Genomic DNA, 24489 nt, shown 5'->3' with positions numbered 1-24489 from the left:
AAACTCCTTACACCAGCTGCTGGTGAGTGCGTGAGGAGCCGGAACGGCCACGAGAGGAGGACTCAGTCGTCGGCAGGGCGCTCGACGCGGTGCTCGACATCCGCGACGGCGAGCTCGTCGTCGATGGTGACCGCGAGGCGCTCGTCCGCCAGTTCGATGGTGACAGTGACCGACAGCGGGTCGGTCGAGTGGACCTCCGTGTCACGGTCGGAGACGCACCACGGGAGCTCCCAGTACGGCGTGCCGTTGAGGTCGACGCCGTGTTCGCGGTGGAAGTGGACCACGTCGGACTGGTCGAGCAGCACGAGGCCGATGGCAGAACAGAGCGAGTGGCCACACTGCTGGCAGACGTGCTCGACGCGGATGTCCGAGCCGATGCAGCAGTCGCCCTCGCGCTCGACGTGGCTCGTCATCTTCCCACTGCACTCCGGACAGACACCGTCCGCGGCGAGGCAGTGGAGGTGCCGGACGCGCTGGTCGAACGCCCGCATGACCTCGTCGCGGTCGCGGTCGGTCAGGCCACCCGGCGGGAACGGGTACTCACCGTGGGGGTGGCCGCAGTCGGGGCAGTCGATCGCGATACACTCGTCCTCGTACACGGCGACGAGGGAACCGCCGCAGGTGACGCAGTCGGCGTCGAGCTCGTGGGGCCCCCACCGTGGGTTCTGGTTGAACTCGCCGGCGATGACCGCCCGGACGACCTTCTTCCCGGCGTAGCGCAGGTCGTAGCCGTCGTCGGTGTTCACGACGAACTGGTCGGTGAGCTGCTGGAGGTGATAGTTGAACTGTGCGCTGTCGCGCATCTCGACGGTCTCTCGGAGGTCCGAAAACCGGACCGGTCGGTCGTCCGCCTGCCGAAGCGCCTCGAGGATGGAGAGGCGCGTCTCGTTGCCGACCACCGAGAACGCCTCCGCAGGCGCGACGCACGCCTCGCACTCGTTGATGTCCGGTTTGCTCATGGATAGCATTTCGACACCGTTCAAGTAAAACGTTCCCTCAACTCCGTTTTGGTAGATATTCAGATATTTCTTCGGCCGAGGCTTCAAACGTGAGGACGGAACCAACGACGGCGTGCCCTGACGAGTCGAGACGGGCCGGCCAGCGGTCGTACGGCACCCCGGCCCGTTCCTTGCCGACTGTGCCGTCTGTCCGCCAGCCAGTAGCGACGGTCTCGGTCAGCCGAAGCGGTCCAGTCCGGACTGTCTGCTCGCACGGCCGTCCGGCTCCGCCACCCAGCCGGTCCGTCGGTCGCGCTCCCCAGCCACGTCGACCGACGGCTGCTCGCTCTCCTCGAACCCCGGACAGTCGGGGCCACACTCGTTTCCCGGGTCGACGACCCGCCCCTTCCACTCGCAATGCGGGAGCCCGCCACCACCAGCGACGGCTTCGTCTCGGACCCGCGCACAGCCGGGGAACTCGTCGACGCGCCAGCCCTTGCCGTAGGCACGCTCGGCCAGCCGCCGTCGGGCCTGTGCCTTGGCAGTGGGGGTCGCCAGACGCACCTCCGTCCAGCCGGGGTGTTCCTCGACGAGTTCGGTCCCGAACGCGTCCACGTCCAGCGGCGTCGACTCCCTGACGACGGTACGGTCCAGCGTCTCGGGGTCGAAGCGCCAGACACCGACCGCATCGGGGATGCGGTTCAGGTGCGCCCGGGTGACGTGACTCGCCGTCGCCAGCACAACCTCGTCGACGAGGCCCAGCCGGACGTCCTTCAGGAGCTGCGTCTCCAGGTCGCCCGGCGTCCCGAGGTCGGGCTTGTTCTCGACGGCGACGAGGCTGTCGAACCACTCCGCCGGATAGCGACACGCCTGTCGGACGTGCTCGGCTCCGGCGCGCGGGTCGCGTTCGAAGAAGCCGACGTCGACCGCGCGCTCGACGATGTCCCGGGCTCGCTCCGCGGGCAGGTCGAACGCCCCGCGCCAGTCGCGTGAGCGGCCACGGCCCACGTCGCTCTCGATCGCCCGGTGTGGAATGGTCCGTTCGGTGATGGCAGCGCGGTCGTCGAATGCCGGTCCGGGCTCGACCACGACCACGTCGAGCACCCGCCGTGCGCTGTGGACGCCGCCACCGAGCTGTCGTGCGATCACGCCGTCGACCCCGCGCTCAAGACTGGCACAGAGCCGCTGTTCGAACGCGAATTCGCGCACAGCAGTGGTTGGTCTCGGGGGAGTAAAAGTCCGTCTCCGGCTCAGAGCGACGGGACGGCAGCGAGGACCGCGAGACCGTCGGTGCCGAGGAGTGCCGACAGTGTCGGGACGAGTGCGAAACGGCCGACGCTCCAGACGGCGGCGGGTTCGTCGTCGATACCGCCGATGGTGGGGCGGGTGGTACTCATCGAATTGGGTGAAGACGGCCACTGGACCATATGTAGCCAGATTTCCACTTCTGGTGGCCGGCGTCCCGAAGCCAGTTTCTATCGCTCCCGTGGCCTGATTTTCGTCCGAACCGTCCCGTCGGCTGATTGGGGTAGCTATTTTTGCTCGACGGGAGAACGACGGACAATGCCGGTCCCCCAACCGACGACCGCGATGCTCGTGGTGTTCGGCATCACCGGTGCGGCGCTGCTCGCGTTCGTCAGGGAGGTGGTCTCGCCGGACGTGACGGCACTGGCCGTCCTCGTCTCGCTGGTCGTCCTCGAGCCGTGGACCACGGTCGACGCAGCGACCGCCATCTCCGGGTTCGCGAGCGCCGCGACCGTGACTATCATGGCAATGTACATGTTGAGCGAGGGAGTCCAGCGGACCGGCGTCGTCCAGCGACTCGGCACGTTCCTCGCCCGCGTGACGGGGGGCGACGAGCGACGGGTGCTCGCGGCGACGGTCGGGACGACCGGGCCGCTCGCCGGCCTCGTCAACAACACGCCCGTCGTCGCCGTCTTCATCCCGATGATCAGCGACCTCGCGGAGGAGAGCCACCTCTCACCGTCGAAGTTTCTCATCCCCCTGTCGTACGCCGCGATGCTCGGCGGGACGCTCACGCTCATCGGGACGTCGACGAACATCGTCGCCTCCGACCTCATCGCGACCGACCTAGTGCCGGGCCACGGCCCCATCGGGATGTTCGAGCTCACGCCACTCGGTATCGTCGTCCTCCTCGTCGGGAGCGGCTACCTGCTGACGGTCGCGCCGCGACTGCTCCCCGAGCGGGTGCCGCCGACGCTCGACGTGACTGACACCTACGAGGTCAGCGACTACCTCGCGCAGGTCCGGGTCCGGGAGTCCTCCGCCCTCGTGGGCCAGCGCGTCGAGGACGCGTTCACGTCGATGGAGCTCGACGTGGACGTGCTCCAGCTCGTCCGCGACGACGAGGTGTTCATCGCGCCGGGGAGCGACCGCGACATCGTGGCGGGCGACGTGCTCACTGTCAGGGCGAACCTCCAGGACGTGAACCGGTTTGCGGAGGCGTACGACCTCCGACAGCTCCCCCGCGAGGAGGTGACCGGCGACAGGCTGAGCGCGCCGTGGATCCGTGGCGAACTGCTCGAACTCGTCGTTCCACCGGAGTCGGACTTCGTTGGCGATACACTCGCCGAACTCCGGTTCCGAGACCGGTACGGCGGGACGGTCATGGCCATCCGACGCGGGAGCCAGGTCACCCACGAGCGCCTCGACGCGTTCGAGCTCTCGGGCGGCGACTCGCTGCTCGTCTACGCGACCTCGACGGCTGCCGAACTCCTCGCGGACGAGGACGAAGTGCTGGTGACGAGAGGGCCGACAGGCGGGACGGAACAACCCTCGCTCTCGCCGAAGACCCCCGTCGCCATCGGCATCCTGCTCGCCGTCATCGGGCTCGCGGCGTTCACGCACTTCCCCATCGTCGTCACCGCGCTCGGGGGTGTCGTCGCGATGGTCGTCACGGGCTGTCTCGACATCGACGACGCCTACGACGCGGTGTCGTGGAACGTCATCTTCCTGCTCGCGGGTATCCTCCCGCTTTCGGCGGCGCTCCAGGCGTCCGGCGGCGCGGGGTACCTCGCGGAACTGCTGGTGTTGTTGGCCGAGGGTGCCGACCTGCTGCTGGTCGTCGGCGCGTTCTACGTGCTGACGGGGCTGCTCGCGAACGTCATCACGCCGGTTGCGAGTGTCGCGCTGCTGGTGCCGGTGGCGGCCCAGTCGGCGAGCCAGCTCGGCGGCGACCCGCTCTCGTTCGCGCTCGCCGTGACGTTCGCCGGCTCGACGGCGTTCATGACGCCCATCGGCTACCAGACGAACCTGATGGTGTACGGCCCGGGCGGCTACCGGTTCACCGACTACCTCCGGGTCGGCGCGCCGCTCCAGTTGCTGCTCGCTGTCGTGACGACGCTCGGTATCGGTGTGCTGTGGCCGCCCGGGTGAGGCGTCAGCACCCCTCTCAGTCGATTCCGCGCCGCGTTCGCCTCGGCGGATGGCGGCCGAGAACGGTGGGTTTATCAGTCGCTCGGGGGTAGTCGTAGCCAAGATTACTCTCGATATGGCAGGAAACCACCAACAACCGGAGGTGAACATCGGACTCGTCGGCCACGTCGACCACGGGAAGACGACACTCGTGCAGGCGCTCAGTGGCGAGTGGACCGACCAGCACTCCGAGGAGATGAAGCGTGGCATCTCCATCCGTCTCGGCTACGCCGACGCCACGTTCCGCCGCTGCCCCGAGTGCGAGGAGCCCGATGCGTACACCGTCGCCGACACCTGCGAGGAACACGATGTGGACACGGAGGTCGTCCGCACGGTCTCGTTCGTGGACGCACCCGGTCACGAGACGCTGATGGCGACGATGCTCTCCGGCGCGGCCATCATGGACGGCGCCGTCCTCGTCGTGAGCGCGACCGAGGACGTGCCCCAGGCCCAGACCGAGGAGCACCTGATGGCGCTGGACATCATCGGCATCGAGAACATCGTCATCGCCCAGAACAAGGTCGACCTCGTCGACGCCGACCGCGCCCGCGAGAACTACGAGCAGATCAAGGAGTTCGTCTCGGGCACCGTCGCCGAGGACGCCCCCATCATCCCGGTCAGTGCGGGCCAAGACGTCAACATGGACGTCCTCATCGACGCCATCGAGACGCGCATCCCGACCCCCGACCGCGACCCCGACGCCGACGCACGGATGCACGTCGCGCGGTCGTTCGACATCAACCGGCCGGGGACGACGTGGGACCAGCTCAAGGGCGGCGTCATCGGCGGCTCGCTCGTCAGCGGCCGACTCAACACCGACGACGACGTCGAGGTCCGTCCGGGCCGCGAGGTCGAGGAGGGCGGCCAGACCGAGTACCGTCCCATCGAGACGACCATCCGTTCGCTCCAGGCCGGCGGCCAGACCGTCGACGAGGCGTCGCCGGGTGGCCTGCTCGGCGTCGGGACCGGACTCGACCCGTCCTACACGAAGGGCGACGCGCTCGCCGGCCAGATCGCCGGCCCGCCGGGGACGCTCCCGCCGACGTGGGAGGCGTTTACCATGTCGGTCGACCTGCTCGACCGCGTCGTCGGCGACGACATGGGCGAGGTCGAGGACATCAACACGGGCGAGCCGCTGATGCTCACGGTCGGCACCGCCACCACGGTCGGTGCGGTTACCTCCGCTCGCGACGGCGAGTGCGAGGTCAACCTCAAGCGGCCGGTGTGTGCCCCCGACGGCGCGAAGATCGCCATCAACCGTCGCGTCGGCGCACGCTGGCGGCTCATCGGAGTCGGCACGCTCCAGGGATAGTCGATGTCGACACGGGTCGCCCTCGATACGAGTGCGCTCATGATGCCCGTCGAGCTTGACGTGCGGCTGTTCGACGAGCTGGACCGCCTCGTCGAGGGAGTCGACCCGATCGCACCGCAGGCAGTCGTCGAGGAACTGCGCCGGCTCTCCGAGAAAGGCGGTGAGGAGGGCACGGCGGCGAACGTCGGCCACGACCTCGTCACGGAACGCTGTCTCGTCGTCGACACGGAGGAATCGTACGCAGACGACGCCATCGTCGAACTCGCCCGCGAGGGCCACGCCGCGTACGTCGTCACCAACGACCTGCCCCTGCGCGACCGCGTCCTCGACGCGGGCGTTCCGGTAATAGCTTTACGGGGCAAGAACAAACTTGCAATAACTCAACCATAAACAGATGTACAAACGCGTCAGGCTCAAGGACACGGTCGAGGTGCCGCCGGAGGAGCTCGGGGACGTCAGCCCGGACCTCGTGAAGAAACTGCTGCAGGACAAGCTCGAAGGTCGCATGGACGAGGACGTCGGGAGCGTCGTCACCATCACGAAGGTGCACGACATCGGTGAGGGGACCGTCCTCCCGAACCGTCCGGGCGTCTACTACGAGGCGGACTTCGACGCGGTCACGTTCGACCCGAAGATGCAGGAGGTCGTCGACGGGACCGTCGTCGAGGTCGTCGAGTTCGGTGCCTTCGTCGGTATCGGCCCGGTCGACGGGCTGCTCCACGTCTCGCAGATCTCCGACGAGTACCTCGCCTTCGACCACGAGAACCAGCAGCTCGCCTCCAGCGAGTCCAACCGCACGCTCGGCGTCGACGACGCCGTCCGGGCGCGCATCGTCACCAAGAGCATCGACGAGCGCAACCCGCGGGACTCGAAGATCGGGCTGACGGCGAAACAGCCCGGCCTCGGCAAGCACGGCTGGCTCGAGGACGACAGACAGAAACGCGAAGCGCAGGCGGGTGATTAGATGGCCCAAGACAGAGTCGTTTGCCGCGAGTGCCACCGGGTGAACGAGCCGAACAACGCGACCTGTGAGTCCTGTGGTTCCAGTTCGCTGACGGAGGACTGGGCGGGCTACGTCATCATCGCCCACCCCGAGCAGTCCGACATCGCCACCGAGATGGAAGTCACAGAGTCCGGCAAGTACGCCCTGAAGGTTCGGTGACGTGAGCGGGGACAGCGACGGAACGGTCGTGCTCACGCTCCCCGAGTCGCTCCGCAGCGCGTTCAAGGAGCCGCTGGGACCGGTCGAGACGGACGCGAACACCCTTCTGCAGGACGTCACCGGACCGCTCGTAGCCGTCGGTGACATCGTCACCTACCACTTCGTCCGCGCCGGGCGACAGCCCGACGTGGCCCTGGTCGACGAGCGGACGAAGCGCGCACCCGTCGACGAGGCCGTCCGCGAGGCGGTCGTCGACGCGGACGTCACCGTGCCGAACCCGGCCGGGACCATCACCGCGGAGCTGCTCGTCGCGCTTCGCGAGGCGCTCGCCGACGGCGAGCCGACGACCATCTTCGTCGACGGCGAGGAGGACCTCGCGACCCTGCCCGCGGTACTGCTCGCTCCAGACGGTGCGAGCGTCGTCTACGGACAGCCCGACGAGGGGATGGTCCACGTCGAGGTAACGTCGGAGAACAGACGCGAGATGCAGTCGTTGCTCGACCGGATGGACGGCGACCACGACCGGGTCGCCGAGCTGCTCTAGTCCTCGTCCGCGCCCTCGCCGAACTCGAACTCCACGTCGTCAGCCGTGGGCTCGTCGGCCGGCTCGTCCAGCACCGTGTCCGTGTCGTCCGCTGCCGGGTCCTGCAGCGGCTGGTCGTCGAGCGAGTCCTCGAACTGCAGTTCCTCGCCGAGCAGGCCCTCCGCGCTGTCGGAGGCGTCGGTATCGAAGCGGTCGAGCGCCTCGCTCAGGCGGGACGCCTGCTGGCTGAGCGAGCTGGCGCTGTTGGACACCTCGGTGAGCGCGGTCGTCTGCTCCTCGGCGGCGGCCGCGACGTTCTCGGCCTCGCTGGTGGTCTCCTCGGAGATGGTCGCCGCGTCGTCGACCATCGCCACGACCTCCTGCGTGGAGGCCGCCTGCTGTTCGGTCGCCGCGGATATCTCCTGGACTCCCGTGTTCGTCTCCTGGGCGTACTCGGCGATCTCGTCCAGTGCCTCGACGGCCCGTTCGACCGACTCGACGTTCTGTGAGACACGTTCCGCCGTGTTCTCGACCTCTTCGGCGGTTTCGTCGGTCTGCTCCTGGATGCGCTCGAGCCGTTCCTCGATGTCCTCGGCCGCATCCTTCGTGTCCTCTGCCAGCTCCTTGACCTGCTGGGCGACGACCGCGAACCCTTCACCCTCGCCCTCGGCGTTCCCTGCGCCACCGCGGGAGGCCTCGATGTTCGCGTTCAGCGCCAGCATGTTCGTCTCCTTCGCGAGGTCGGTAATGAACTCGGTCAGCTCATCGATCTGCTGCATCTCGGCCTTGAGCTGGTCGATGGCCTCCACGGCCGACTCGGAGTCCGTCTCGATATCGCGCATCCCTTCGATGGCTTCCTCGGCGGCGTCACGCCCGGTACGGCCGGTCTCGGCGGTCCGTTCGGCGATGTCGGCGACCTCGTTCGAGGAGGCCGCGATCTCCTCGGTGGTCGTCGAGAGGCTCTCCATCTCGCCGCTGACGTTCTGGAGGCTCTGGTTCTGCTGTTCTGCCCCGTCCGAAATCTCCTGGATGGACTCCGTGACCTGCTCGGACGCGGAGCGCACCTCCTCGCTGGAGGCCGTCACCTGCTCTGACGCGGTCGCGACCTCGCTCGCGAAGTGCTTGAGGCGCTCGACGGTCGTCTCGATCTCGCCGATCATCTCGTTGAACTCGCTCGCGATGTCGCTCATCGCGTCGGACTCGGATTCGGCGTTCATGCGGGCGGTGAAGTCGCCGTCCCCGCAGGACTGCATCACCCGGGCGTACTGGTCGGCCTTCTGTTCCAGATGCTGGTTCATCTCCTCCGCCTCGGCCTGGGCGAGCTCGGCGGCTTCACGGGCCTCGTTTGCGTTCTGTATCTGCTCACGCAGGGCGTCGCGCATCGACGCGAAGCCGGCGTAGAGCTGGCCGATGTTGTCGATTCGCCCGGTCTCGAAGTCGACGTTCAGGTCGCCCTCCTCCATCTGCGCGGCCTTGCCGCGGAGGCGGTCGATGGAGGCCGACGTGTTCCGACCGAGCACCGCGCCGACGAGCCCGATGAGCAGAACGATGCCACCGGTGACGTACAGCCCGTACTCGGAGATATCGGAGACGACGCCGTAGGCCTCGTTCTGGGGCTTGTGGACCGCGACGACCCAGTCCGTGCCCTCGACCGGTGCGTAGCCGACCACGTAGGCGGACCTGATGCCGTACGAACTGCTGTCGAGGACGCTGCCGGGCGAGCTGGTGGTGAACGCCGCACTGTCGTTGCTGCTGCCGCCCGCGACCGCGGCGATCTCCTCGGCACGGTTCGCGTCGTAGGTCCTGCCGAAGAACAGCGACGCGAACTGGTCGTCGAAGAGGATGTTCCGGTCGCTGTCCATGACGACGGTCGCGCCCGAGTCGCCGACGGTGCCCCGCAGGTTCAGCGAGTAGGCGTCGGCGCTCATCGTCAGGAGGATAGCGTGCCCGTCACCGGTCGCCGCGGCGTAGGTGACCGCCTGCAGCTGACCGTTCTTGTAGACGTCGACCAGCCGGGGGTTCTCGGTCCCCTCGATGCCGTCGAGTGCGCTGGTCGAGGACATCCCGAGGGAGTCGACGCTCTGGCCCTCGAACCCGCGCGTGCTGGCCTCTATCGTCCGGTCGTCGAGGCTGATGTACTCGATAGCTTCGACGTCCTCGAGCGTGCTACGCTGTGAGAGCATCGACGCGATCCGGGAGACGTTACCGCTCTCGACCGTCTCGGACGTCGACATGATACGGGTCAGCTGCTGGTTCCGTTCGTTCCACTTCGCCAGCTCGTTCGCCTCCTGATTCGCGAGGATGGTGTACTCTTCGTTGGTCCCCTGTTTGACCTCCTGTTCGACCTGCGCGGTCGCGGCGAGTCCGACCGCGCCGACGACGACCCCGAGGAGAACGAGTGCGATTGCGAACTTCAATGCGTACCGTTTCCGAATCGCGTTCGGAACGAGCATCCGCATGAACTGGAACATACACTTGAATTTAGTGGATGATTGATAAAGCTCTCGGCAGGTATTGTCGCTCGAACTGAACTATGGTACCGATAACCGCGGAAAACGTCGCCGGGGAACGTCGCTACTGCTCGGCAGGACGTTCGCCGCCGGTCACCCGTCGCCTCAGCGGTCGAACCTCCCACTTCGAAATCCTTTTACCCGCTTCGCGGGGTAGATTAGGTAACTGGATACCATGGACATCGACATACTCTCTGAAGAAGAGAACCCCATGTTGCACCGAACGGACGTGAAGTTCGAGATGGTTCACGAGGAAGCGACCCCGTCTCGTCTCTCGGTTCGCGACAGCCTCGCGGCGATGCTGAACAAGGACGCGGACGAGGTCGTCATCCGCACGCTCGACACGAAGTTCGGGATGCGCAAGACCGTCGGCCACGCGAAGGTGTACGACACCGCAGAGCGCGCCCGCGACGTCGAACAGGACCACATGCTCGACCGCAACAAGATCGTCGCCGACGAGGCCGGCGAGGAAGCGGAGGAGGCCTGAACATGCCGCGCCACGAGTACTACAACGACGACGGCGAGGCCGACCGAGAGCTGTGCCCGCGCTGTGGCGACACGTTCCTCGGCGACTACGGCGACCGCAAACACTGCGGGAAGTGCTCCTACACCGAGTGGGAGTAGATGCGCGTCCTCGGCGTCGAGGGGACGGCCTGGTGCGCCAGTGCCGCCTGCTACGACGCTGAGGCCGACGCCGTTCTCATCGAATCTGACGCGTACGAACCGGAGAGCGGCGGCATTCACCCGCGCGAGGCCGCCGAGCACATGCAGGAGGCGCTGCCGCGCGTCGTCGAGTCGGTCCTCGCGCAGGTCGACGGTCCAATCGACGCGGTCGCGTTCTCGCGTGGGCCCGGACTCGGCCCGTGCCTCCGCATCGTCGGGACGACCGCCCGCGCGCTCGCGGGCTCGCTCGACGTGCCGCTCGTCGGCGTCAACCACATGGTCGCCCACCTCGAGATCGGGCGCCATCGCTCGGGCTTCTCGTCGCCGGTGTGTCTGAACGCCAGCGGCGCGAACGCCCACCTGCTCGGCTACCGTGACGGCCGCTACCGCGTGCTCGGGGAGACGATGGACACCGGCGTCGGCAACGCCATCGACAAGTTCACACGCCACGTCGGCTGGTCGCACCCCGGCGGCCCGAAGGTCGAGGCCCACGCCGAGGACGGCGAGTTCGTCGACCTGCCCTACGTCGTCAAGGGCATGGACTTCTCGTTTTCGGGCATCATGTCGGCGGCGAAGCAGGCCTACGACGACGGGGTCGCTGCGAGCGGAGCGAGTGGTGGCTCGTCGGACCCCTCCGACGGTGCGTCCGTCGAAGACGTCTGCTTCTCGCTGCAGGAGCACATCTTCGCGATGCTCACGGAGGTCTCGGAGCGCGCGCTATCGCTGACCGGCAGCGACGAACTCGTTCTCGGCGGCGGCGTCGGGCAGAACGCCCGCCTCCGCGAGATGCTCGCGGCGATGTGCGAGCAACGCGGCGCGGACTTCTTCGCGCCCGAACCCCGGTTCCTGCGTGACAACGCCGGCATGATAGCGGTGCTCGGGGCGAAGATGTACGCGGCGGGCGACACCATCGCGGTCCCCGAGTCAGGCGTCGACCCGAACTTCCGGCCCGACGAGGTGCCCGTCACCTGGCGCGGCGAGGACGAGGACGTGGCCATCGCGCCCGAATCGGGACCGGTCCGGGGTGCCGAGGCCGTCGTCGAGTTCGACGACGACCACGTGACGAAGCGGCGCGTGCCGAAGACGTACCGGCATCCCGAACTCGACGCGACGCTACGGCGCGACCGCACGGTGCAGGAGGCCCGGCTGACGAGTCTCGCCCGGCGTGCCGGCGTCCCGACACCGGTCGTCCGCGACATCGACGTCCAGTCGGCGACCATCGAGTTCGAGTACGTCGGTACGACGGACCTGCGCGACGCCCTCTCGGCGGCACGCGTCCGCGACGTGGGGCGTCACCTCGCGACCATCCACGACGCCGGCTTCGTCCACGGCGACCCGACGACCAGAAACGTCCGGGTCGGCGGCGACGACGACCGCACCTACCTCGTCGACTTCGGGCTCGGCTACCACACCGACCACGTCGAAGACTACGCGATGGACCTGCACGTATTCGACCAGAGCCTCGTCGGAACCGCCGACGCACCCGACGAACTGCGGACCGCCGTCCGCGACGGCTACCGGGAGGTCGGCGACGAAGCGGTGCTCACCCGGCTGCAGGACGTCGAAGGGCGCGGTCGGTACCGGTAAGAATCAGGCGGGGCGCTCCTCGACGTCGGCGCGCTCGCGGATCAGCTCGCGCAGCTCCTCGGCGTCGCGCATTTTCTCGACCTCCTCGCGCTCGACGATGGCCGTGCCGTCCACGGACTCGCGTTTCGAGCGGTCAACGAAGTACACCGACCGCGTGCGGGTCACGTCGCCGATGGAGGCCATGATCCTGGCCCGCTTCTCCGCGGCCTTGGTGAACGCCGAGTGGCCGGTGAGGATGGTGTCCTCGCGGACGTCCCACGCGTCGGCGTCGTCGCTGGCCTCGTGGTCCTCGCTGACGGCCTTGAACGGCGCGCGCGTCGTCGGATGGACGTCGAACCCGACGCGAGTCATCACCGTGACCATGGGTTCGTCGTCGGGGGCCGCGTCGGGGTCCTCCGGCGTCGGTTCGGCGTCGCGCACCTCCTCCGCGCCGTCCTCGAGCACGTCGACGGGGGCCGTCAGAGGTGCGTCGAACAGGTCCTCCAGACGCATCGCGACCTCGACGGAGGCGTTCATGCCGTCCTCGTACTTCGAGACGGTGCGCCGGGAGACGCCGAGCTCGCTGGCGAGCTGGCCGAGGCTCATGTTCTCCTCCTCGCGCTCGTCGGCGAGCAGGTCGCCGTCGATGTTGACGTAGAGACCGCCGGGCGCGGCGTAGACGAGCGGCGGGACGCCCTCGACGAACAGGCCCATGGCGGTGTCCGGAGCGAAGACGGGTACCCCGTGACGGAAGTACACCACGTCAGACTCCAGGTCCTCGTCGCGGGTCCGGAGGCCGATGACCATCGGGGTCGCGTTGAGGTACGCGCCCAGCCGGCGCATCTCCGCGCCGGTCGCGGCGTCGAACGCGTCGATGTTCGACAGAACCTTCAGGAGGACGAGGTCCTCCCCACGGCGGGCCGCGAGGTCGAAGCTCTTGGGTCGGATGGCACACCGGTCGCTCACGGCGAAGCCCGCGTCCTGGAGCATTGCTGTGAGGTTGCCGACCAGTGCATCCCGAGACATACCCGTACGTAATCGATTCTTCGCATATATGTGTTGTGCAGGGCGCAAACGCCCGATGTCCGGCGATTCCGGGCGAGTTCGAGGGGAAGGTTCAAGTACGTGGTCGGTCGCGCCCGCGGGCTCGCGACCCGCCGCCACGCTCCCGAAAGCGCTTACCGGACGCCCCCGCTACGCCCGTGCGATGACGGTCATCGGGCTGGACGACACGGACTCCCGCACGCTGGGGATGTGCACGACGTACGTCGCCAGCCGCGTCGCCGACCGGGTTTCGGCAGCTGGTGGTCGGGTCGACCGCGTCCTGCTCGTCCGCCTCAACCCCGCCGTCGAGCACAAGACGCGGGGGAACGCCGCGCTCGCGGTCCACTGCGACCTCGCCCCCGAGCGGGCCGAGACCATCGCCCGCGAGGAGCTCGCCGCCGCCGAGACCGACGACCCGCGGACGAACCCGGGTTTCGTCGTCGCCCCCGGGAGCCCCGAGAGCGTGTCGGACGGGGTCGTCGCCTTCGCCCGCGACGCGCTCCGCGAGATTCACGCCATCGGCGACGCGGTCGCGCTCGCCGACGAGTCCGGCTACCGCCACGGCGGCTGGGGCAACGCCCGCGGCACCGTCGGCGCGCTCGCCGCCGTCGGGGCGTGGGCCGCCTTCGACGACTGGACGTACGAGCAGATCAGCTACCGCGAACCCGACCGCTGGGGCACCGAACGCGACGTGGACTACGACTCCCTCTTCGCCGCCGCGGACCGCCACTACCCCGACGCCTGGGACACCGTCGACCGCGTCGAGGGCGAGGCGGTCTGTGTCCCCCGCACACCCTGTCCAATCCTCCACGGAATCCGCGGTGACGACCCGGACGCCGTTCGGGCGCTCGCGGGCGAGATCGGGGGAGAGCCCGTCCACGACGCGCGACTGTTCGTCACCAACCAGGGCACCGACGCCCACCTCGCCGACGGCGAACTCGACGCGCTCGACCCGAAGCGGGGGTGGCGCGTCGACGGGACCGTCCTCGACGGGCCGGAGACCCGCGAGGGTGGCCACGTGTTCGTCGCGTTCGGCACGGACGACGGCCCCCGCATCGAGTGCGCCGCCTTCGAACCCACCAAACGGTTCCGCGACCGCGTCCGCGCGCTCCGGCCGGGCGACCACCTCACCGTCTGCGGCGAAGTGAGCGACGGCACCCTCAAGCTGGAGAAGTTCGCGGTGCGAGAGCTGAACCGGACCGACCGCGTGACCCCGACCTGCCCCGACTGTGGCCGGACGATGAAGTCCGCGGGCCGGAACCAGGGCTACCGCTGCCGGGACTGCGGCACCAGCACCGACGGCAAGGTCGAGACCACCGTCGAACGCGACCTCGAACCGGGCTGGTACGAGGTGCCGCCGTGTGCCCGCCGCCACGTCGCGAAACCGCTCGTCCGGGGCGGGTTCGACGCGGAGACGCATCCGGAGCGGTGAGTGGAAGAACTCCAAAGCCGCGCGACTGGCGAGCACCGACACCGACAAACCCCTCCCACTCGAATCCCGGCCCAATGACCGACACCGTGCAGTGCTGGCTCGTGGAGCGTTCGTTCGGCGACCGGAACCTCGTCACCGTCGTCTACGCGACGGAGGACGGGGCGCTGTACCGCCAGCAGGAGCGGTCGGAGCACGCGGTGCGCCGGTCGCCGGTCACGGCTGGCGCGGAGTTCCCGGTCGACGAGCTGGAGGAGACGCCCGACGAGGAGACCCGCGAGCGCTACGCGCTGGAGGCGACCCGCACAGCCGAGTCGTACGAGCCCGACGAGGAAATCTGAGACGGGCCCTTCGGCGGGAACACGAGCGGAACGCCGAAAGGTACGAAATCATATACGGGTATCAGTTTTCACCCATTACAACCACTACAGAGCCATCTTTAGCCGTGCTACTACCAGTCAGAGCACCTATAAATAGCCGAAAGACGTATATCTGTTATGGCTTCTGTAATCGAACTTACCAACGTGACGAAGCAGTTCGGCGACGTGACCGCACTGCGCGGTGTGGACCTCGCCGTCGAGGCGGGGGAGGTGTTCGGCTTCCTCGGCCCCAACGGGGCCGGCAAGTCCACCACCATCGACATGCTACTCGACTTCATCCGCCCGACGGCAGGCGAGATCCGCGTGCTCGGGATGGACCCCCGGACCGAGAGCGTCGAGCTCCGCAAACACGTCGGCATCCTGCCCGACGGCTACCACATCTACGACCGGCTCACCGGCCGGCAGCACGTCCAGTTCGCCATCGACTCCAAGGGCGGCGACGACGACCCGATGGCGCTCCTCGAACGGGTCGGCATCCCCGAGGCCGCGGACCGGAAGGCGGGCGGTTACTCCAAGGGGATGACCCAGCGGCTCGTGCTGGCGATGGCACTCGCCGGCGAGCCCGACCTCCTCGTCCTCGACGAGCCCACCACCGGCCTCGACCCGGCCGGCGCGCGCGAGATGCGCGACATCATCCGCGAGGAAGTGGCCCGGGGGGCGACCGTGTTCTTCTCGTCGCACATCCTCGAACAGGTCGAGGCCGTCTGCGACCGCGTCGCCATCCTCAACCGGGGCGAACTCGTCGCCGTCGACACCATCGACAACCTGCGCGCGAGCATGGGCGACGGCGCGACCCTCACGGTGACGGTCGACGCCGAACCGACCGAGGACGCACTCGACGCCGTCGAGGCGCTCCCGGGTATCACCTCGGTTAGCGCGACGGGCACCACCGTCACGGTCCACTGCATCTCGAGCGCCAAGACCGCCGTGCTCGACGCCATCGAAGCGTCCGGCCTCCACGTCTCGGACTTCGCGACCGAGCGCACCTCGCTGGAGGACCTGTTCCTCAAGTACACCGGCAACGGTGACGAACCGGCCGCGTCGGCCGACGACGCGACCGAACCGGCCACCGACGCGGCGATGGAGGTGGAGCAATGAGCTGGACCGCCGTCGCACGGAAGGACTTCCAGGACGCCCGCCTCTCGCGGTCGCTCTGGCTGCTGACCGGGCTGTTCGTCCTGTTCGCGGCCGGCATGGCCTGGGTGTACACCGAGATCGAGGCCCTCGGCGCGGGCGACCCCCAGATCACCGCGCTCGGACTGTACGACTTCCTCGCCTCGTCGGCGACGCTGTTCGTCTCCATCGCGGCGCTGGTGCTGGCGTACAAGGCCGTCGCTGGCGAGCGTGACTCCGGCAGCGTGAAGCTGTTGCTCGGCCTGCCCCACTCCCGGCTGGACGTGGTGCTCGGCAAGGTCGTCGGACGCACCGCGACGCTCGCGGTCTCCATCGTCCTCGGGTTCGTCGTCGCTCTCGGGGTCATCGTGACCCTGTACGACGCCTACTCGCTGGTCGACTACGCGCTGTTCGTCGGCGTGACACTGCTGTTCGCGCTGGTGTACGTGAGCCTCATGGTCGGCATCTCGGCCAGCGTCTCCACCAGCGGCAAGGCCGCCGCCCTGGCGTTCGGCACGTTCGTCGTCGTCGAACTCCTCTGGGGTGCGGTCGCCACCGCCGCGGTGTACGTCGCGAACGGCTTCGCGCTCCCGGCCACCATGGCCCAGTACCCGACCTGGTACTTCGGCATCGTGAGCCTCTCGCCCAGCGCGGCCTACCAGTCCGCCCTCGCGACCGTCCTCGACGGGGCGAGCACCACCGGTGAGGTCATCGGCGGCACCGCCGAAGCGGTCTACCTCGAGCCCTGGTTCGGCTTCGTCTGGCTGACCCTCTGGCTCCTCGTCCCGCTCGCAGTCGGTGCGTTCCGGTTCAGCCGGGCCGACCTCTGAGCGAGGGAGTACGGACCGCGAGCTGAGAGGGAAGCCGCTTTTCGTGGTCGGCAAATCGCCGGCCCCTTTTATTTCGTGCCTGGTCGTAGCGTGGCATACACATGGCCGCCATCGAAATCGACCGCGTCACCAAGCGGTTCGACGAGGTCACCGCACTCGACGAGCTGAGCATGACCATCGAGGAGGGGGAGGTGTTCGGCTTCCTCGGCCCCAACGGGGCCGGCAAGTCCACCACCATCGACATCCTGCTCGACTTCGTCCGCCCGACCAGTGGCTCCTGTACGGTGCTCGGAATGAATCCCCAGCGCCAGCCCGAGGCCGTCCGCCAGCGCGTCGGTATCCTGCCCGACGGCTACCACGTCTACGACCGCCTGACGGGGCGCCAGCACGTCCAGTTCGCCATCGACTCCAAGGGCGGCGACGACGACCCGATGGCACTCCTCGAACGGGTCGACATCGCCGACGCCGCGGACCGGAAGGCGGGCGGCTACTCCAAGGGGATGACCCAGCGGCTCGTGCTGGCGATGGCACTCGCCGGCGAGCCCGACCTCCTCGTCCTCGACGAGCCGACAACGGGGCTCGACCCGGCGGGGGCCCGCGAAATGCGCCGCATCATCGAGGCCGAGGTCGACCGCGGTGCGACGGTGTTCTTCTCGTCGCACATCCTCGAACAGGTCGAGGCCGTCTGTGACCGCGTCGGCATCCTCAGCGAGGGCGAGCTCGTCGCCGTCGACACCATCGACAACCTGCGCGACGCCACCGCCGCTGGCGAGACGCTGACAGTGACACTCTCGACCCCGGCGAGCGAGTCAGCCATCGCCGACGCCGAGGCCGTCACCGGCGTCCAGAGCCTCACCACCGACGGCGCGACGCTCACCATCTCCTGTGACGGCAACGTGAAGATGGACGTGCTCGACGCACTGGAGTCGGCCGGCCACGAGGTCGTCGACTTCTCGACCGAGGAGACCTCACTGGAGGACCTGTTCATGCAGTACACGGAGGTGAACGCATGAGTCTGGCACTCGTCGCCAAGAAGGACTTTCAGGACGCCAGCCGGTCGAAGGTCCTGTGGATACTCTCGGTGCTGTACGTCCTGCTCATCTCCGCGATGGTCTGGGCCTTTGCGGAGTTCGAGAGCCTGCTCGCCGGCGGCGACGCGGCCGCCGCCGCCCAGCAGGGCGTCAGCTTCAACCTCTACCTGTTCATGGCCGGTGCGACCACGCTGTTCATCTCCGCCACCGCGCTCGTCGTGAGCTACAAGGCCATCGCCGGCGAGCGCGAGTCCGGCCAGCTGAAGCTGCTGCTCGGCCTGCCCCACTCCCGAGTCGACGTGCTGCTCGGAAAGGTCATTGGCCGCACCGCCGTCCTCGCCGCCCCCGTCGTGCTGGGCTTTGCGGTCGCGCTCCTCGTCGCGTTCGCCCTCGGCGTGAACGTCGTCGTCACGGAGTACGCGATCTTCGCGCTGCTGACCGTGCTCTACGCGCTGGTGTACGTCAGCATCGTCGTCGGCGTCTCCGCGATGGCCAGCACGACCACGCAGGCGACCGCCGGGGCCATCTCCATCTTCGTCGTCCTCGAGGTGCTCTGGGACCTCGTGCCGACCGTCACTCTGTTCGGCTACTACTACATCACCGATCAGTCCCTCCCCATATCGCCGGCGGAGTATCCCGAGTGGTACTACGTCGTCACCCGGCTCGCACCCACGTCGGCGTACAACGCCGCCCGAAACGCCGTCCTGCCGAAGTCAGCGTCCGTCAGCATCGACAGCAGCTCGTTCCTGCTCCAGGACTGGCTCGGCTTCGTCGTCCTCGGGCTGTGGCTGGTCGTGCCACTGCTCGTCGGCTACTGGCGGTTCGAGGCGGCCGACCTGTGACGCCGGTCGCGGTTCGAGCGGGCGTGACGTGCGTCGCCGGTCGGGCTGGTCCGTCGTCGATGGCTGCCCCGACGGGCACTAACGGCCGACGGTCGCGGCGGACCCACCGCCCTGGAACGCGGCCCCTCACTCCCCGACCCACTCGTCGACGCCGTGCTCCCGGAGCACGTCGCGGAACTCGGCCTCGTCGATGGTCGGCACGTCGTTCGCGTCGGCGTCGTCTCGCTTCGACTGCCCGGGGTTCTCGCCGACGACGAGGTAGTCGGTGTTGCCCGAGACCGACGACGTGGCCGAGCCGCCGTGGCGTTCCACGAGGTCCTGGAACTCGCTTCTGGACTCGGAGAGCGAGCCCGTGAAGACGAAGGTCAGCCCGTCGAGCTCGTCCGCCTCTTCGACCTCGTAGGGGTCGGGCTCGACGCCGGCGTCGGCGAGCCGGTCGAGGACGCGCTGGTTCGCCTCGCTCCCGAAGAAGTCGACGATGGTCTCGGCGACGATGGGGCCGACGTCGTCGACCGACTGGAGCCGCTCCTCGTCGCCGTTCTCGGCGGTCTCCCGTAGCGCGTCGAGACTCCCGAACTCGGCCGCCAGCGCGCGGGCGGTCTCCGGGCCGACCTTCTGGATGCCCAGCGCGGCGAGGAAGTCGGGGAGCGTGACCTCCTTCGAGGCGTCCAGTTCGGACAGGAGGTTCCGGGCGCTGGTCTCGCCCCAGCCCTCCAGTTCGAGCAGGTCGTCGCGCTCGATGTCGTAGAGGTCGGCGACGCCGTCGGTGACCAGGCCGGCCTCGACGAACTGCTCGACGGTCTCCGCGCCGAGCCCCTCGATGTCGAGCCCGGTGTCGCTGCCCCAGTGTTCGACGGAGCGCTTGAGCTGGGCCGGACAGCCGAGCCCGCCCGAACAGAAGGCGAGCGGGCCCTCGCGCTCGACCTGGCTGTCACAGACCGGACACGTCTCGGGCAGCTCGAAGTGGCCCTCCGACCGCTTCTCGACGACCGCCGCGACGTACGGAATCACGTCGCCGGCGCGCTCGACGCGCACCACGTCCCCGACGTTGACGTTCAGGCTCTCTATCTCGTCGGGGTTGTGCAGGCTCGCCCGGGAGACGGTGACGCCGCCGACGTCGACCGGGTCGAGCAACGCGACGGGCGTCAGCCGTCCGGTGCGGCCGACCTGCACCGCCACGTCGGCGAGCCGGGTCTCCTCGTTCCGGGCGGGGAACTTGTAGGCGAACGCCCAGCGGTAGGAGCGGGCTGTCGCTCCCAGCTCCTCGCGGGCGCCGCGGTCGTCGACCTTCACGACGACGCCGTCGATCTCGTAGTCGAGGTCGTCGCGGTCGTCGAGTAGCCGGTCGCGGTAGTCGATGGCGTCCTCGACGTCACAGCCCGTCTCGACGCGGTCGTTCAGCGGCAGGCCGAACTCGGGGAACGCGTCGAGTGCGTCGGTGTGCGTCTCGAACGCCCGGCTCGCGTCGAGCACGTCGAAGAAGAACACCGAAAGCGGGCGCTCGGCGACGACGCTCGGGTCCTGCTGGCGGAGCGTCCCCGCGGTCGCGTTGCGCGGGTTGGCGAACGACTCCTCGCCCGCCTCGACGCGTGCCTTGTTGTGTGCGGTGAAGTCGTCCTTCGGCATGTACACCTCGCCGCGGACCGCGAGGTACTCCGGATAGTCGCCGCGCAGTCGCTGGGGGACTGCCGGAATCGTGCGGACGTTCTCGGTCACGTCGTCGCCCTCGTGACCGTCGCCGCGGGTCGCCGCGCGCTCGTAGCGGCCGTCGCGGTAGATGACCTCGATGCTGACGCCGTCGAACTTCGGCTCGCAGACGTACTCGACGTCGCCGACGGCCTCGCGCACCCGACGGTCGAACTCCCGGACGTCCGCCGCCTCGCCGGACTGGTCGATGGACAGCAGTGGCGCGACGTGCTCGACGGTCTCGAACTCGTCGACGGGCTGGCCGCCGACCCGGCGGGTCGGGGAGTCCTCGGTCTGCAGGTCGTACGCCTGCTCGAGTTCCTCCAGCCGGGAGAACAGCGCGTCGTAGGTGCGGTCGCCGATGACCGGGTCGTGGTCGACGTAGTAGCGGTAGTCGTGATAGCGGACCGCCTCGCGGAGCAGGTCGGCCTGCTCGCGGGCCTCGCCCGCGGTCAGCTCCTCGGCCGGCTCGAACGTCGTCGGCGGGTCCTCGACGTACGGGTTGTCGTCGGCGAGTTCGGCCTCACTCATCGGTCTCGGCTTGGCGGCGGTCCGGGTTAGGTCTTGCTCGACGCGCTCAGCACTCGTCCACGCGCCGGAGGTCCTCTTGAGCCGCGTCACGCTGTTCGCGTGCGGTCGAAACGTCCTCGTTCCGGGCCGCCTCCAGTGCCCGCTGGAAGTGCTCGGTCGCCGCGACGAGGTGCTTGCTCTGACAGCGCGACCGCTCGAGGTGCGTCGCGATGCTCGACGGCACGTCCTCGATGCCGTCGAAGTACTCGTCGCCCGTGACGAACTGCTCTTCGGCGTCGTCCAGTGCCGTCTCCGCCGTATCGTACTCCTGGTTGTCGAGGGCATCCCGGGCGGTCGCGAGGTCGTCGCGTCCCAGCAGGATCGCCTCGTAGCCCCGGGTCATCGCGAGCAGCCCGTCGACGAGCCGGGTGGCCGCGTTCAGCGACGGCTCCAGCTCGTCGTAGCTGACGGCGTCGACCGCGGCCAGCCGGTCCGGCTCCATCGTGGCGGCCGCCTCCTCCGCGGCCGTCACGTGCCCGTCCGCCTCTTCCGCGAGGGTCTTCGCCTCGCGGACCTGCGCGAGCGCCTCGTCGTAGTTGCCGTTCTCGACGCCGGTCTGGACCGTGCTCAGCCGACCGTCGATGTCCACGGTCGCGAGCAGGTCCACCAGTCGCGTCATCGACTCCAGCACCGTCGCCAGCGCCCGCAGCGTCTCGACGGTCGCCCGCTGGTCCGAGTTCGCACCCTCGGCCGCCGCGTCGAGGTCCGAGCGTGCGCTGTCGATAGCCGCGAGCGTCTCCTCGGTGTCCAGCTCGACCGCCGTCGGGTCCTCCTCGACCTGCGACTGGAGCTCGGCGAGCCGGTAGCCGACGCGGTTGAGCATCCCGACCGCCGCGCGGATGTGCTCGGCGGTCTCGCCGCCGTCGCTCCCGCCGCCGTCGTCGCCATCCTCGTCGGACCCGCTGTTGCCGCCCTCGGCCTCGCCATCCGACCCGCCACCGCTGCCGCTGTCCTCGGTGGAATCGCCGCCACCGGCCTCGTTGCCGGCTCCGGGTGCCTCCGAGCAGCCGGCGACGGCCGCCGTGCCAGCGACCGCCGCTGCCCTGATGAAGACGCGTCTGTTCATATCTGCCTGCACTTGCCAACGGCCGGACTTCACGCTTCTGGCCTACAGCAGCACCAGTACGACGCCGAACAGGACCAGCACGCCGAGCACGTCGCACGTGTTCGTCACGACCGGGATGACCACGTCGTCGGGGTCGAGCCCGAGCCGGTAGGCGACGTACGTCGTCAGCAGTGTCACCGCGATGGCGAGCACCGCCAGCACCGCGCCCGAGCACGCCGCCACGAGGACGACCCGCGTCGGGGCGAGCGTCGCCCCCACGGTCAGCTCTGTCAGTCCCCACGCGCCGAGGCCGACGACCGGGAACACCGAGACGGCGAGCCCGGCCGTCGCGACGGCGTTGCCGACGAGCGTGTCGTCCTCGGGCGAGAACGTGATGGTGCCGAGGTGGACCGCCGTCGAGAGCCGTGCCGCCAGGATGGAGCCGAGGTTGCCCGCCGTCCCGATAGTCACCGGCACGAGCACCAGCAGTGATGGACGGCGCAACAGCTCGTCCTCGAAGCTCCCGAGCACCAGTCCAGAGCCGAGCTCGACGAGCGAGAGCACGAGCAACAGCGGGAGCATCGCCCGCGAGATCGACCGGACCGACCAGCGCTCGGGCACTTCAGAGCCCCCCGACCGAGAGCACGATGCGCGCCGCGAGCAGGAGGAACGCCATCCCGAACACGTCGCCCGTCGTGGTGACGATGGGGCCGACGAGCGTGTCCGGGTTCTGCCCGCGACGGAAGCCGACGAAGACGACCGAGACGACCGCGACGGTGAGCGTGATGCCCGAGAACAGCCCCGCGAGCAGCGACACTGCGACCAGCGTCGGCAGCGACGCGGCCGCCTGTCCGAGCAACCCGAGCAGGACGTACGCCGCCGTCGCCGCGAACACGCTCACCAGCAGCCCGTTCGTGATGGCCGCCGCGATGGCCCCCCGGAGCCGCTCGTTCCCCAGGTCGATGCTGGGTTCGAGCAGCCCCTGGTGGAGCCCGGTCGCGAGCCGCGCGCCCAGCGAGCCGTAGACGTTCCCGCGCGTCGCCAGCAGCGCCGGGACGAGCACCAGCAGCCCGGGCACCTGCTGGAGCTCCGAGCGCATTCCGCCCAGTACCACGCCAGCGAACAGCCCACCGACGACACTCGCGCCCAGCGCGGGCAGTGCCTCGCGATAGGCCTCGCGTGCGACGGCGCGGATGCTCATGTGGGTCGGCACACGGGCGAGGGCCATAAAAGACCCCGCCACGGCTGCAGTAACCCGTCCAGAACACTCCGTAGCCGACATACTCCACCGAACGCCCCATCCGGAAGCGGAGTCCGGGAAGACTTACCTCGTCGACCCCGAACGCACCAGTAACGTGACCGACATCCTCCTGACGAACGACGACGGCATCGACGGTGACGGGCTGGCTGCCCTCCGCGACGAACTCCTCGACATCGGCGACGTGACGGTCGTCGCGCCCGCCGACAACCAGTCCGGCGTTGGCCGCAAGCGCTCGCGGTACACCACCCGCGAGTCCCACGACTGGGGCTACGCCATCGCGGGCACGCCGGCGGACTGCGTGGCCTACGGCCTCCGAGGGCTGGACCGCGAGTTCGACCTCGTGGTGTCGGGCTGCAACCACGGGCCGAACATGGGCTCGTACGTGCTCGGGCGCTCGGGGACGGTCGGCGCGGCGGTCGAGGCCGCCTACCTCGGGACGCCCGCCGTCGCGGTCTCGGCCTACCACAACGTCGAGTTCTTCACCCACCCCGCCGAGGAGTTCGACTTCTCCGAGCCCGCCCGCATCGCCGGCGAGCTCACCCGCGCCGCGCTCGACGCGGACGTGTTCGACGCGGTCGACATCCTGAACGTGAACGCGCCGTGTGACGCGACGGACCCGCGCCTCCGGGTGACCCACCCCCACGACGACTTCGACGTGCGCGTCGAGCACCGCAGCGTCGAGGCGGCCGAGGTCGCCGACCTCCCGGTGGACGTCGAGCCGGACGACGAGCTCGTCGCGCTCCACGACCAGTTCTGGCCCCACGTCGAGGGCTGGGAGAACCCGATGGCGAACATCGACGAGGTGCGGGAACGCTACCCCGTCGGGAGCGACCGCCGCGCCGTCGTCGACGGCGAGGTGAGCATCTCGCCGCTGACCGCGCCCCACGAAGCCGCGCACCACGAGAAGCTCAACGCCATCGTGGAACAGCTGAACGCGTTGTGATTGGAGTAAGGAGCATTGGAGACACAACACGCTATTTTCGACCAAAGTGGACGGGTAGATTCCGACACTTGAGCAGATCGTATGTGTTTAGCCCGAGCTGATTTCGCCACCATCTCATAGGAGGCGCACAAATCGGGCTGTATGAGCTGGCAGCGGAGGTTCGTGATGATCCACAGGGATGGGCTCCGTCGCGGAGCCCATCCCGT

General features: G+C 68.7%; 25 protein-coding genes. 16 read left to right on the top strand and 9 right to left on the bottom strand.

What is annotated here, in order from left to right:
- Nucleotides 1–62: 62 nt before the first annotated feature.
- The 3 genes from NO978_RS18245 to NO978_RS18235 form a co-directional block, all read right to left on the bottom strand.
- Nucleotides 63–959, bottom strand: coding sequence for a winged helix-turn-helix domain-containing protein (locus tag NO978_RS18245; protein ID WP_257300968.1), 897 nt, complete (start codon nucleotides 957–959; stop codon nucleotides 63–65).
- A 216-nt stretch (nucleotides 960–1175) separates the two neighbouring features.
- On the bottom strand, nucleotides 1176–2147 hold the full coding sequence (locus tag NO978_RS18240) for a DUF5787 family protein (RefSeq protein WP_257300967.1): 972 nt from the start codon (nucleotides 2145–2147) through the stop codon (nucleotides 1176–1178).
- 41 nt (nucleotides 2148–2188) lie between these two features.
- A complete protein-coding gene (locus tag NO978_RS18235) occupies nucleotides 2189–2335 on the bottom strand; it encodes a hypothetical protein (RefSeq protein WP_257300966.1) in 147 nt (48 codons plus the stop codon).
- A gap of 166 nt (nucleotides 2336–2501) precedes the next feature.
- Between NO978_RS18235 and NO978_RS18230 the strand changes: the two genes are divergently transcribed.
- The 6 genes from NO978_RS18230 to NO978_RS18205 all read left to right on the top strand — a co-directional run bounded on the left by NO978_RS18230 (nucleotide 2502) and on the right by NO978_RS18205 (nucleotide 7391).
- On the top strand, nucleotides 2502–4334 hold the full coding sequence (locus NO978_RS18230; protein WP_257300965.1) for an SLC13 family permease: 1833 nt from the start codon (nucleotides 2502–2504) through the stop codon (nucleotides 4332–4334).
- A 115-nt stretch (nucleotides 4335–4449) separates the two neighbouring features.
- On the top strand, nucleotides 4450–5685 hold the full coding sequence (locus tag NO978_RS18225; RefSeq protein WP_257300964.1) for a translation initiation factor IF-2 subunit gamma: 1236 nt from the start codon (nucleotides 4450–4452) through the stop codon (nucleotides 5683–5685).
- Nucleotides 5686–5688: 3 nt separating this feature from the next.
- Nucleotides 5689–6075, top strand: coding sequence for a PIN domain-containing protein (locus tag NO978_RS18220; RefSeq protein ID WP_257300963.1), 387 nt, complete (start codon nucleotides 5689–5691; stop codon nucleotides 6073–6075).
- Between the two features lie 4 nt (nucleotides 6076–6079).
- The gene (locus NO978_RS18215) at nucleotides 6080–6649 is read left to right on the top strand and encodes a DNA-directed RNA polymerase (RefSeq protein WP_257300962.1); all 570 of its coding nucleotides are present in this window, start codon (nucleotides 6080–6082) and stop codon (nucleotides 6647–6649) included.
- The gene (gene spt4 / locus NO978_RS18210) at nucleotides 6650–6847 is read left to right on the top strand and encodes a transcription elongation factor subunit Spt4 (RefSeq protein WP_257300961.1); all 198 of its coding nucleotides are present in this window, start codon (nucleotides 6650–6652) and stop codon (nucleotides 6845–6847) included.
- Between the two features lies 1 nt (nucleotide 6848).
- Entirely contained in the window at nucleotides 6849–7391 is a 543-nt protein-coding gene (locus tag NO978_RS18205; RefSeq protein ID WP_257300960.1) for a GTP-dependent dephospho-CoA kinase family protein, read from the top strand.
- Here the strand turns inward: NO978_RS18205 and NO978_RS18200 are convergent.
- Complete coding sequence (locus tag NO978_RS18200; protein WP_257300959.1) at nucleotides 7388–9841, bottom strand: methyl-accepting chemotaxis protein; 2454 nt, start codon at nucleotides 9839–9841, stop codon at nucleotides 7388–7390. The two genes, NO978_RS18205 and NO978_RS18200, sit on opposite strands and share 4 nt — an antisense overlap.
- Before the next feature lie 214 nt (nucleotides 9842–10055).
- Here NO978_RS18200 and NO978_RS18195 point away from each other — a divergent pair, with 214 nt between their 5' ends.
- Genes NO978_RS18195 through NO978_RS18185 form a run of 3 tightly spaced genes read left to right on the top strand, consistent with a single transcriptional unit; the run spans nucleotide 10056 to nucleotide 12130 of the window.
- Nucleotides 10056–10367 (top strand): 30S ribosomal protein S24e, encoded by a 312-nt coding sequence (locus NO978_RS18195; protein WP_257300958.1) that lies wholly within the window; start codon nucleotides 10056–10058, stop codon nucleotides 10365–10367.
- 2 nt (nucleotides 10368–10369) lie between these two features.
- Nucleotides 10370–10504 carry a 30S ribosomal protein S27ae gene (locus tag NO978_RS18190; RefSeq protein WP_257300957.1) on the top strand — a complete coding sequence of 45 codons (135 nt, stop codon included), beginning with the start codon at nucleotides 10370–10372 and terminating at the stop codon, nucleotides 10502–10504.
- Complete coding sequence (locus tag NO978_RS18185; protein ID WP_257300956.1) at nucleotides 10505–12130, top strand: bifunctional N(6)-L-threonylcarbamoyladenine synthase/serine/threonine protein kinase; 1626 nt, start codon at nucleotides 10505–10507, stop codon at nucleotides 12128–12130.
- 3 nt (nucleotides 12131–12133) lie between these two features.
- Here NO978_RS18185 and NO978_RS18180 read toward each other — a convergent pair whose 3' ends face one another.
- Nucleotides 12134–13135, bottom strand: coding sequence for a transcriptional regulator (locus tag NO978_RS18180; protein WP_257300955.1), 1002 nt, complete (start codon nucleotides 13133–13135; stop codon nucleotides 12134–12136).
- Nucleotides 13136–13316: 181 nt separating this feature from the next.
- Here NO978_RS18180 and NO978_RS18175 point away from each other — a divergent pair, with 181 nt between their 5' ends.
- From NO978_RS18175 to NO978_RS18150, 6 genes are all read left to right on the top strand, one after another.
- Complete coding sequence (locus NO978_RS18175; RefSeq protein WP_257300954.1) at nucleotides 13317–14585, top strand: tRNA(Ile)(2)-agmatinylcytidine synthase; 1269 nt, start codon at nucleotides 13317–13319, stop codon at nucleotides 14583–14585.
- 74 nt (nucleotides 14586–14659) lie between these two features.
- Complete coding sequence (locus NO978_RS18170) at nucleotides 14660–14923, top strand: hypothetical protein (RefSeq protein ID WP_257300953.1); 264 nt, start codon at nucleotides 14660–14662, stop codon at nucleotides 14921–14923.
- Nucleotides 14924–15079: 156 nt separating this feature from the next.
- Nucleotides 15080–16060, top strand: coding sequence for an ABC transporter ATP-binding protein (locus NO978_RS18165; RefSeq protein ID WP_257300952.1), 981 nt, complete (start codon nucleotides 15080–15082; stop codon nucleotides 16058–16060).
- Nucleotides 16057–16905: an ABC transporter permease gene (locus NO978_RS18160; protein WP_257300951.1), complete on the top strand. Its 849-nt coding sequence runs from the start codon at nucleotides 16057–16059 to the stop codon at nucleotides 16903–16905. Before NO978_RS18165 ends, NO978_RS18160 begins: the two co-directional genes overlap by 4 nt.
- 101 nt (nucleotides 16906–17006) lie before the next feature.
- Complete coding sequence (locus NO978_RS18155) at nucleotides 17007–17918, top strand: ABC transporter ATP-binding protein (RefSeq protein WP_257300950.1); 912 nt, start codon at nucleotides 17007–17009, stop codon at nucleotides 17916–17918.
- Entirely contained in the window at nucleotides 17915–18778 is an 864-nt protein-coding gene (locus NO978_RS18150) for an ABC transporter permease (protein WP_257300949.1), read from the top strand. Before NO978_RS18155 ends, NO978_RS18150 begins: the two co-directional genes overlap by 4 nt.
- Before the next feature lie 126 nt (nucleotides 18779–18904).
- Here the strand turns inward: NO978_RS18150 and ligA are convergent, their stop codons facing one another.
- Genes ligA through NO978_RS18130 form a run of 4 tightly spaced genes read right to left on the bottom strand, consistent with a single transcriptional unit; the run spans nucleotide 18905 to nucleotide 23280 of the window.
- On the bottom strand, nucleotides 18905–20995 hold the full coding sequence (ligA, locus tag NO978_RS18145) for an NAD-dependent DNA ligase LigA (RefSeq protein WP_257300948.1): 2091 nt from the start codon (nucleotides 20993–20995) through the stop codon (nucleotides 18905–18907).
- Between the two features lie 46 nt (nucleotides 20996–21041).
- The gene (locus NO978_RS18140) at nucleotides 21042–22100 is read right to left on the bottom strand and encodes a hypothetical protein (RefSeq protein WP_257300947.1); all 1059 of its coding nucleotides are present in this window, start codon (nucleotides 22098–22100) and stop codon (nucleotides 21042–21044) included.
- Nucleotides 22101–22142: 42 nt separating this feature from the next.
- Nucleotides 22143–22700 carry a magnesium transporter gene (locus NO978_RS18135; RefSeq protein WP_257300946.1) on the bottom strand — a complete coding sequence of 186 codons (558 nt, stop codon included), beginning with the start codon at nucleotides 22698–22700 and terminating at the stop codon, nucleotides 22143–22145.
- A gap of 1 nt (nucleotide 22701) precedes the next feature.
- Nucleotides 22702–23280 carry a magnesium transporter gene (locus NO978_RS18130; RefSeq protein ID WP_257300945.1) on the bottom strand — a complete coding sequence of 193 codons (579 nt, stop codon included), beginning with the start codon at nucleotides 23278–23280 and terminating at the stop codon, nucleotides 22702–22704.
- Nucleotides 23281–23434: 154 nt separating this feature from the next.
- On the opposite strand from NO978_RS18130, the gene surE reads away from it, so the two are divergent.
- A complete protein-coding gene (gene surE, locus NO978_RS18125; protein WP_257300944.1) occupies nucleotides 23435–24283 on the top strand; it encodes a 5'/3'-nucleotidase SurE in 849 nt (282 codons plus the stop codon).
- Nucleotides 24284–24489: the final 206 nt, after the last annotated feature.

The sequence above is a fragment of the Haloarchaeobius sp. FL176 genome (assembly GCF_024609245.1).
Taxonomy (GTDB): Archaea; Halobacteriota; Halobacteria; order Halobacteriales; family Natrialbaceae; genus Haloarchaeobius.
Note: the sequence above shows the minus strand (reverse complement) of the source record. Positions and strands in the feature narration are given on the sequence as shown.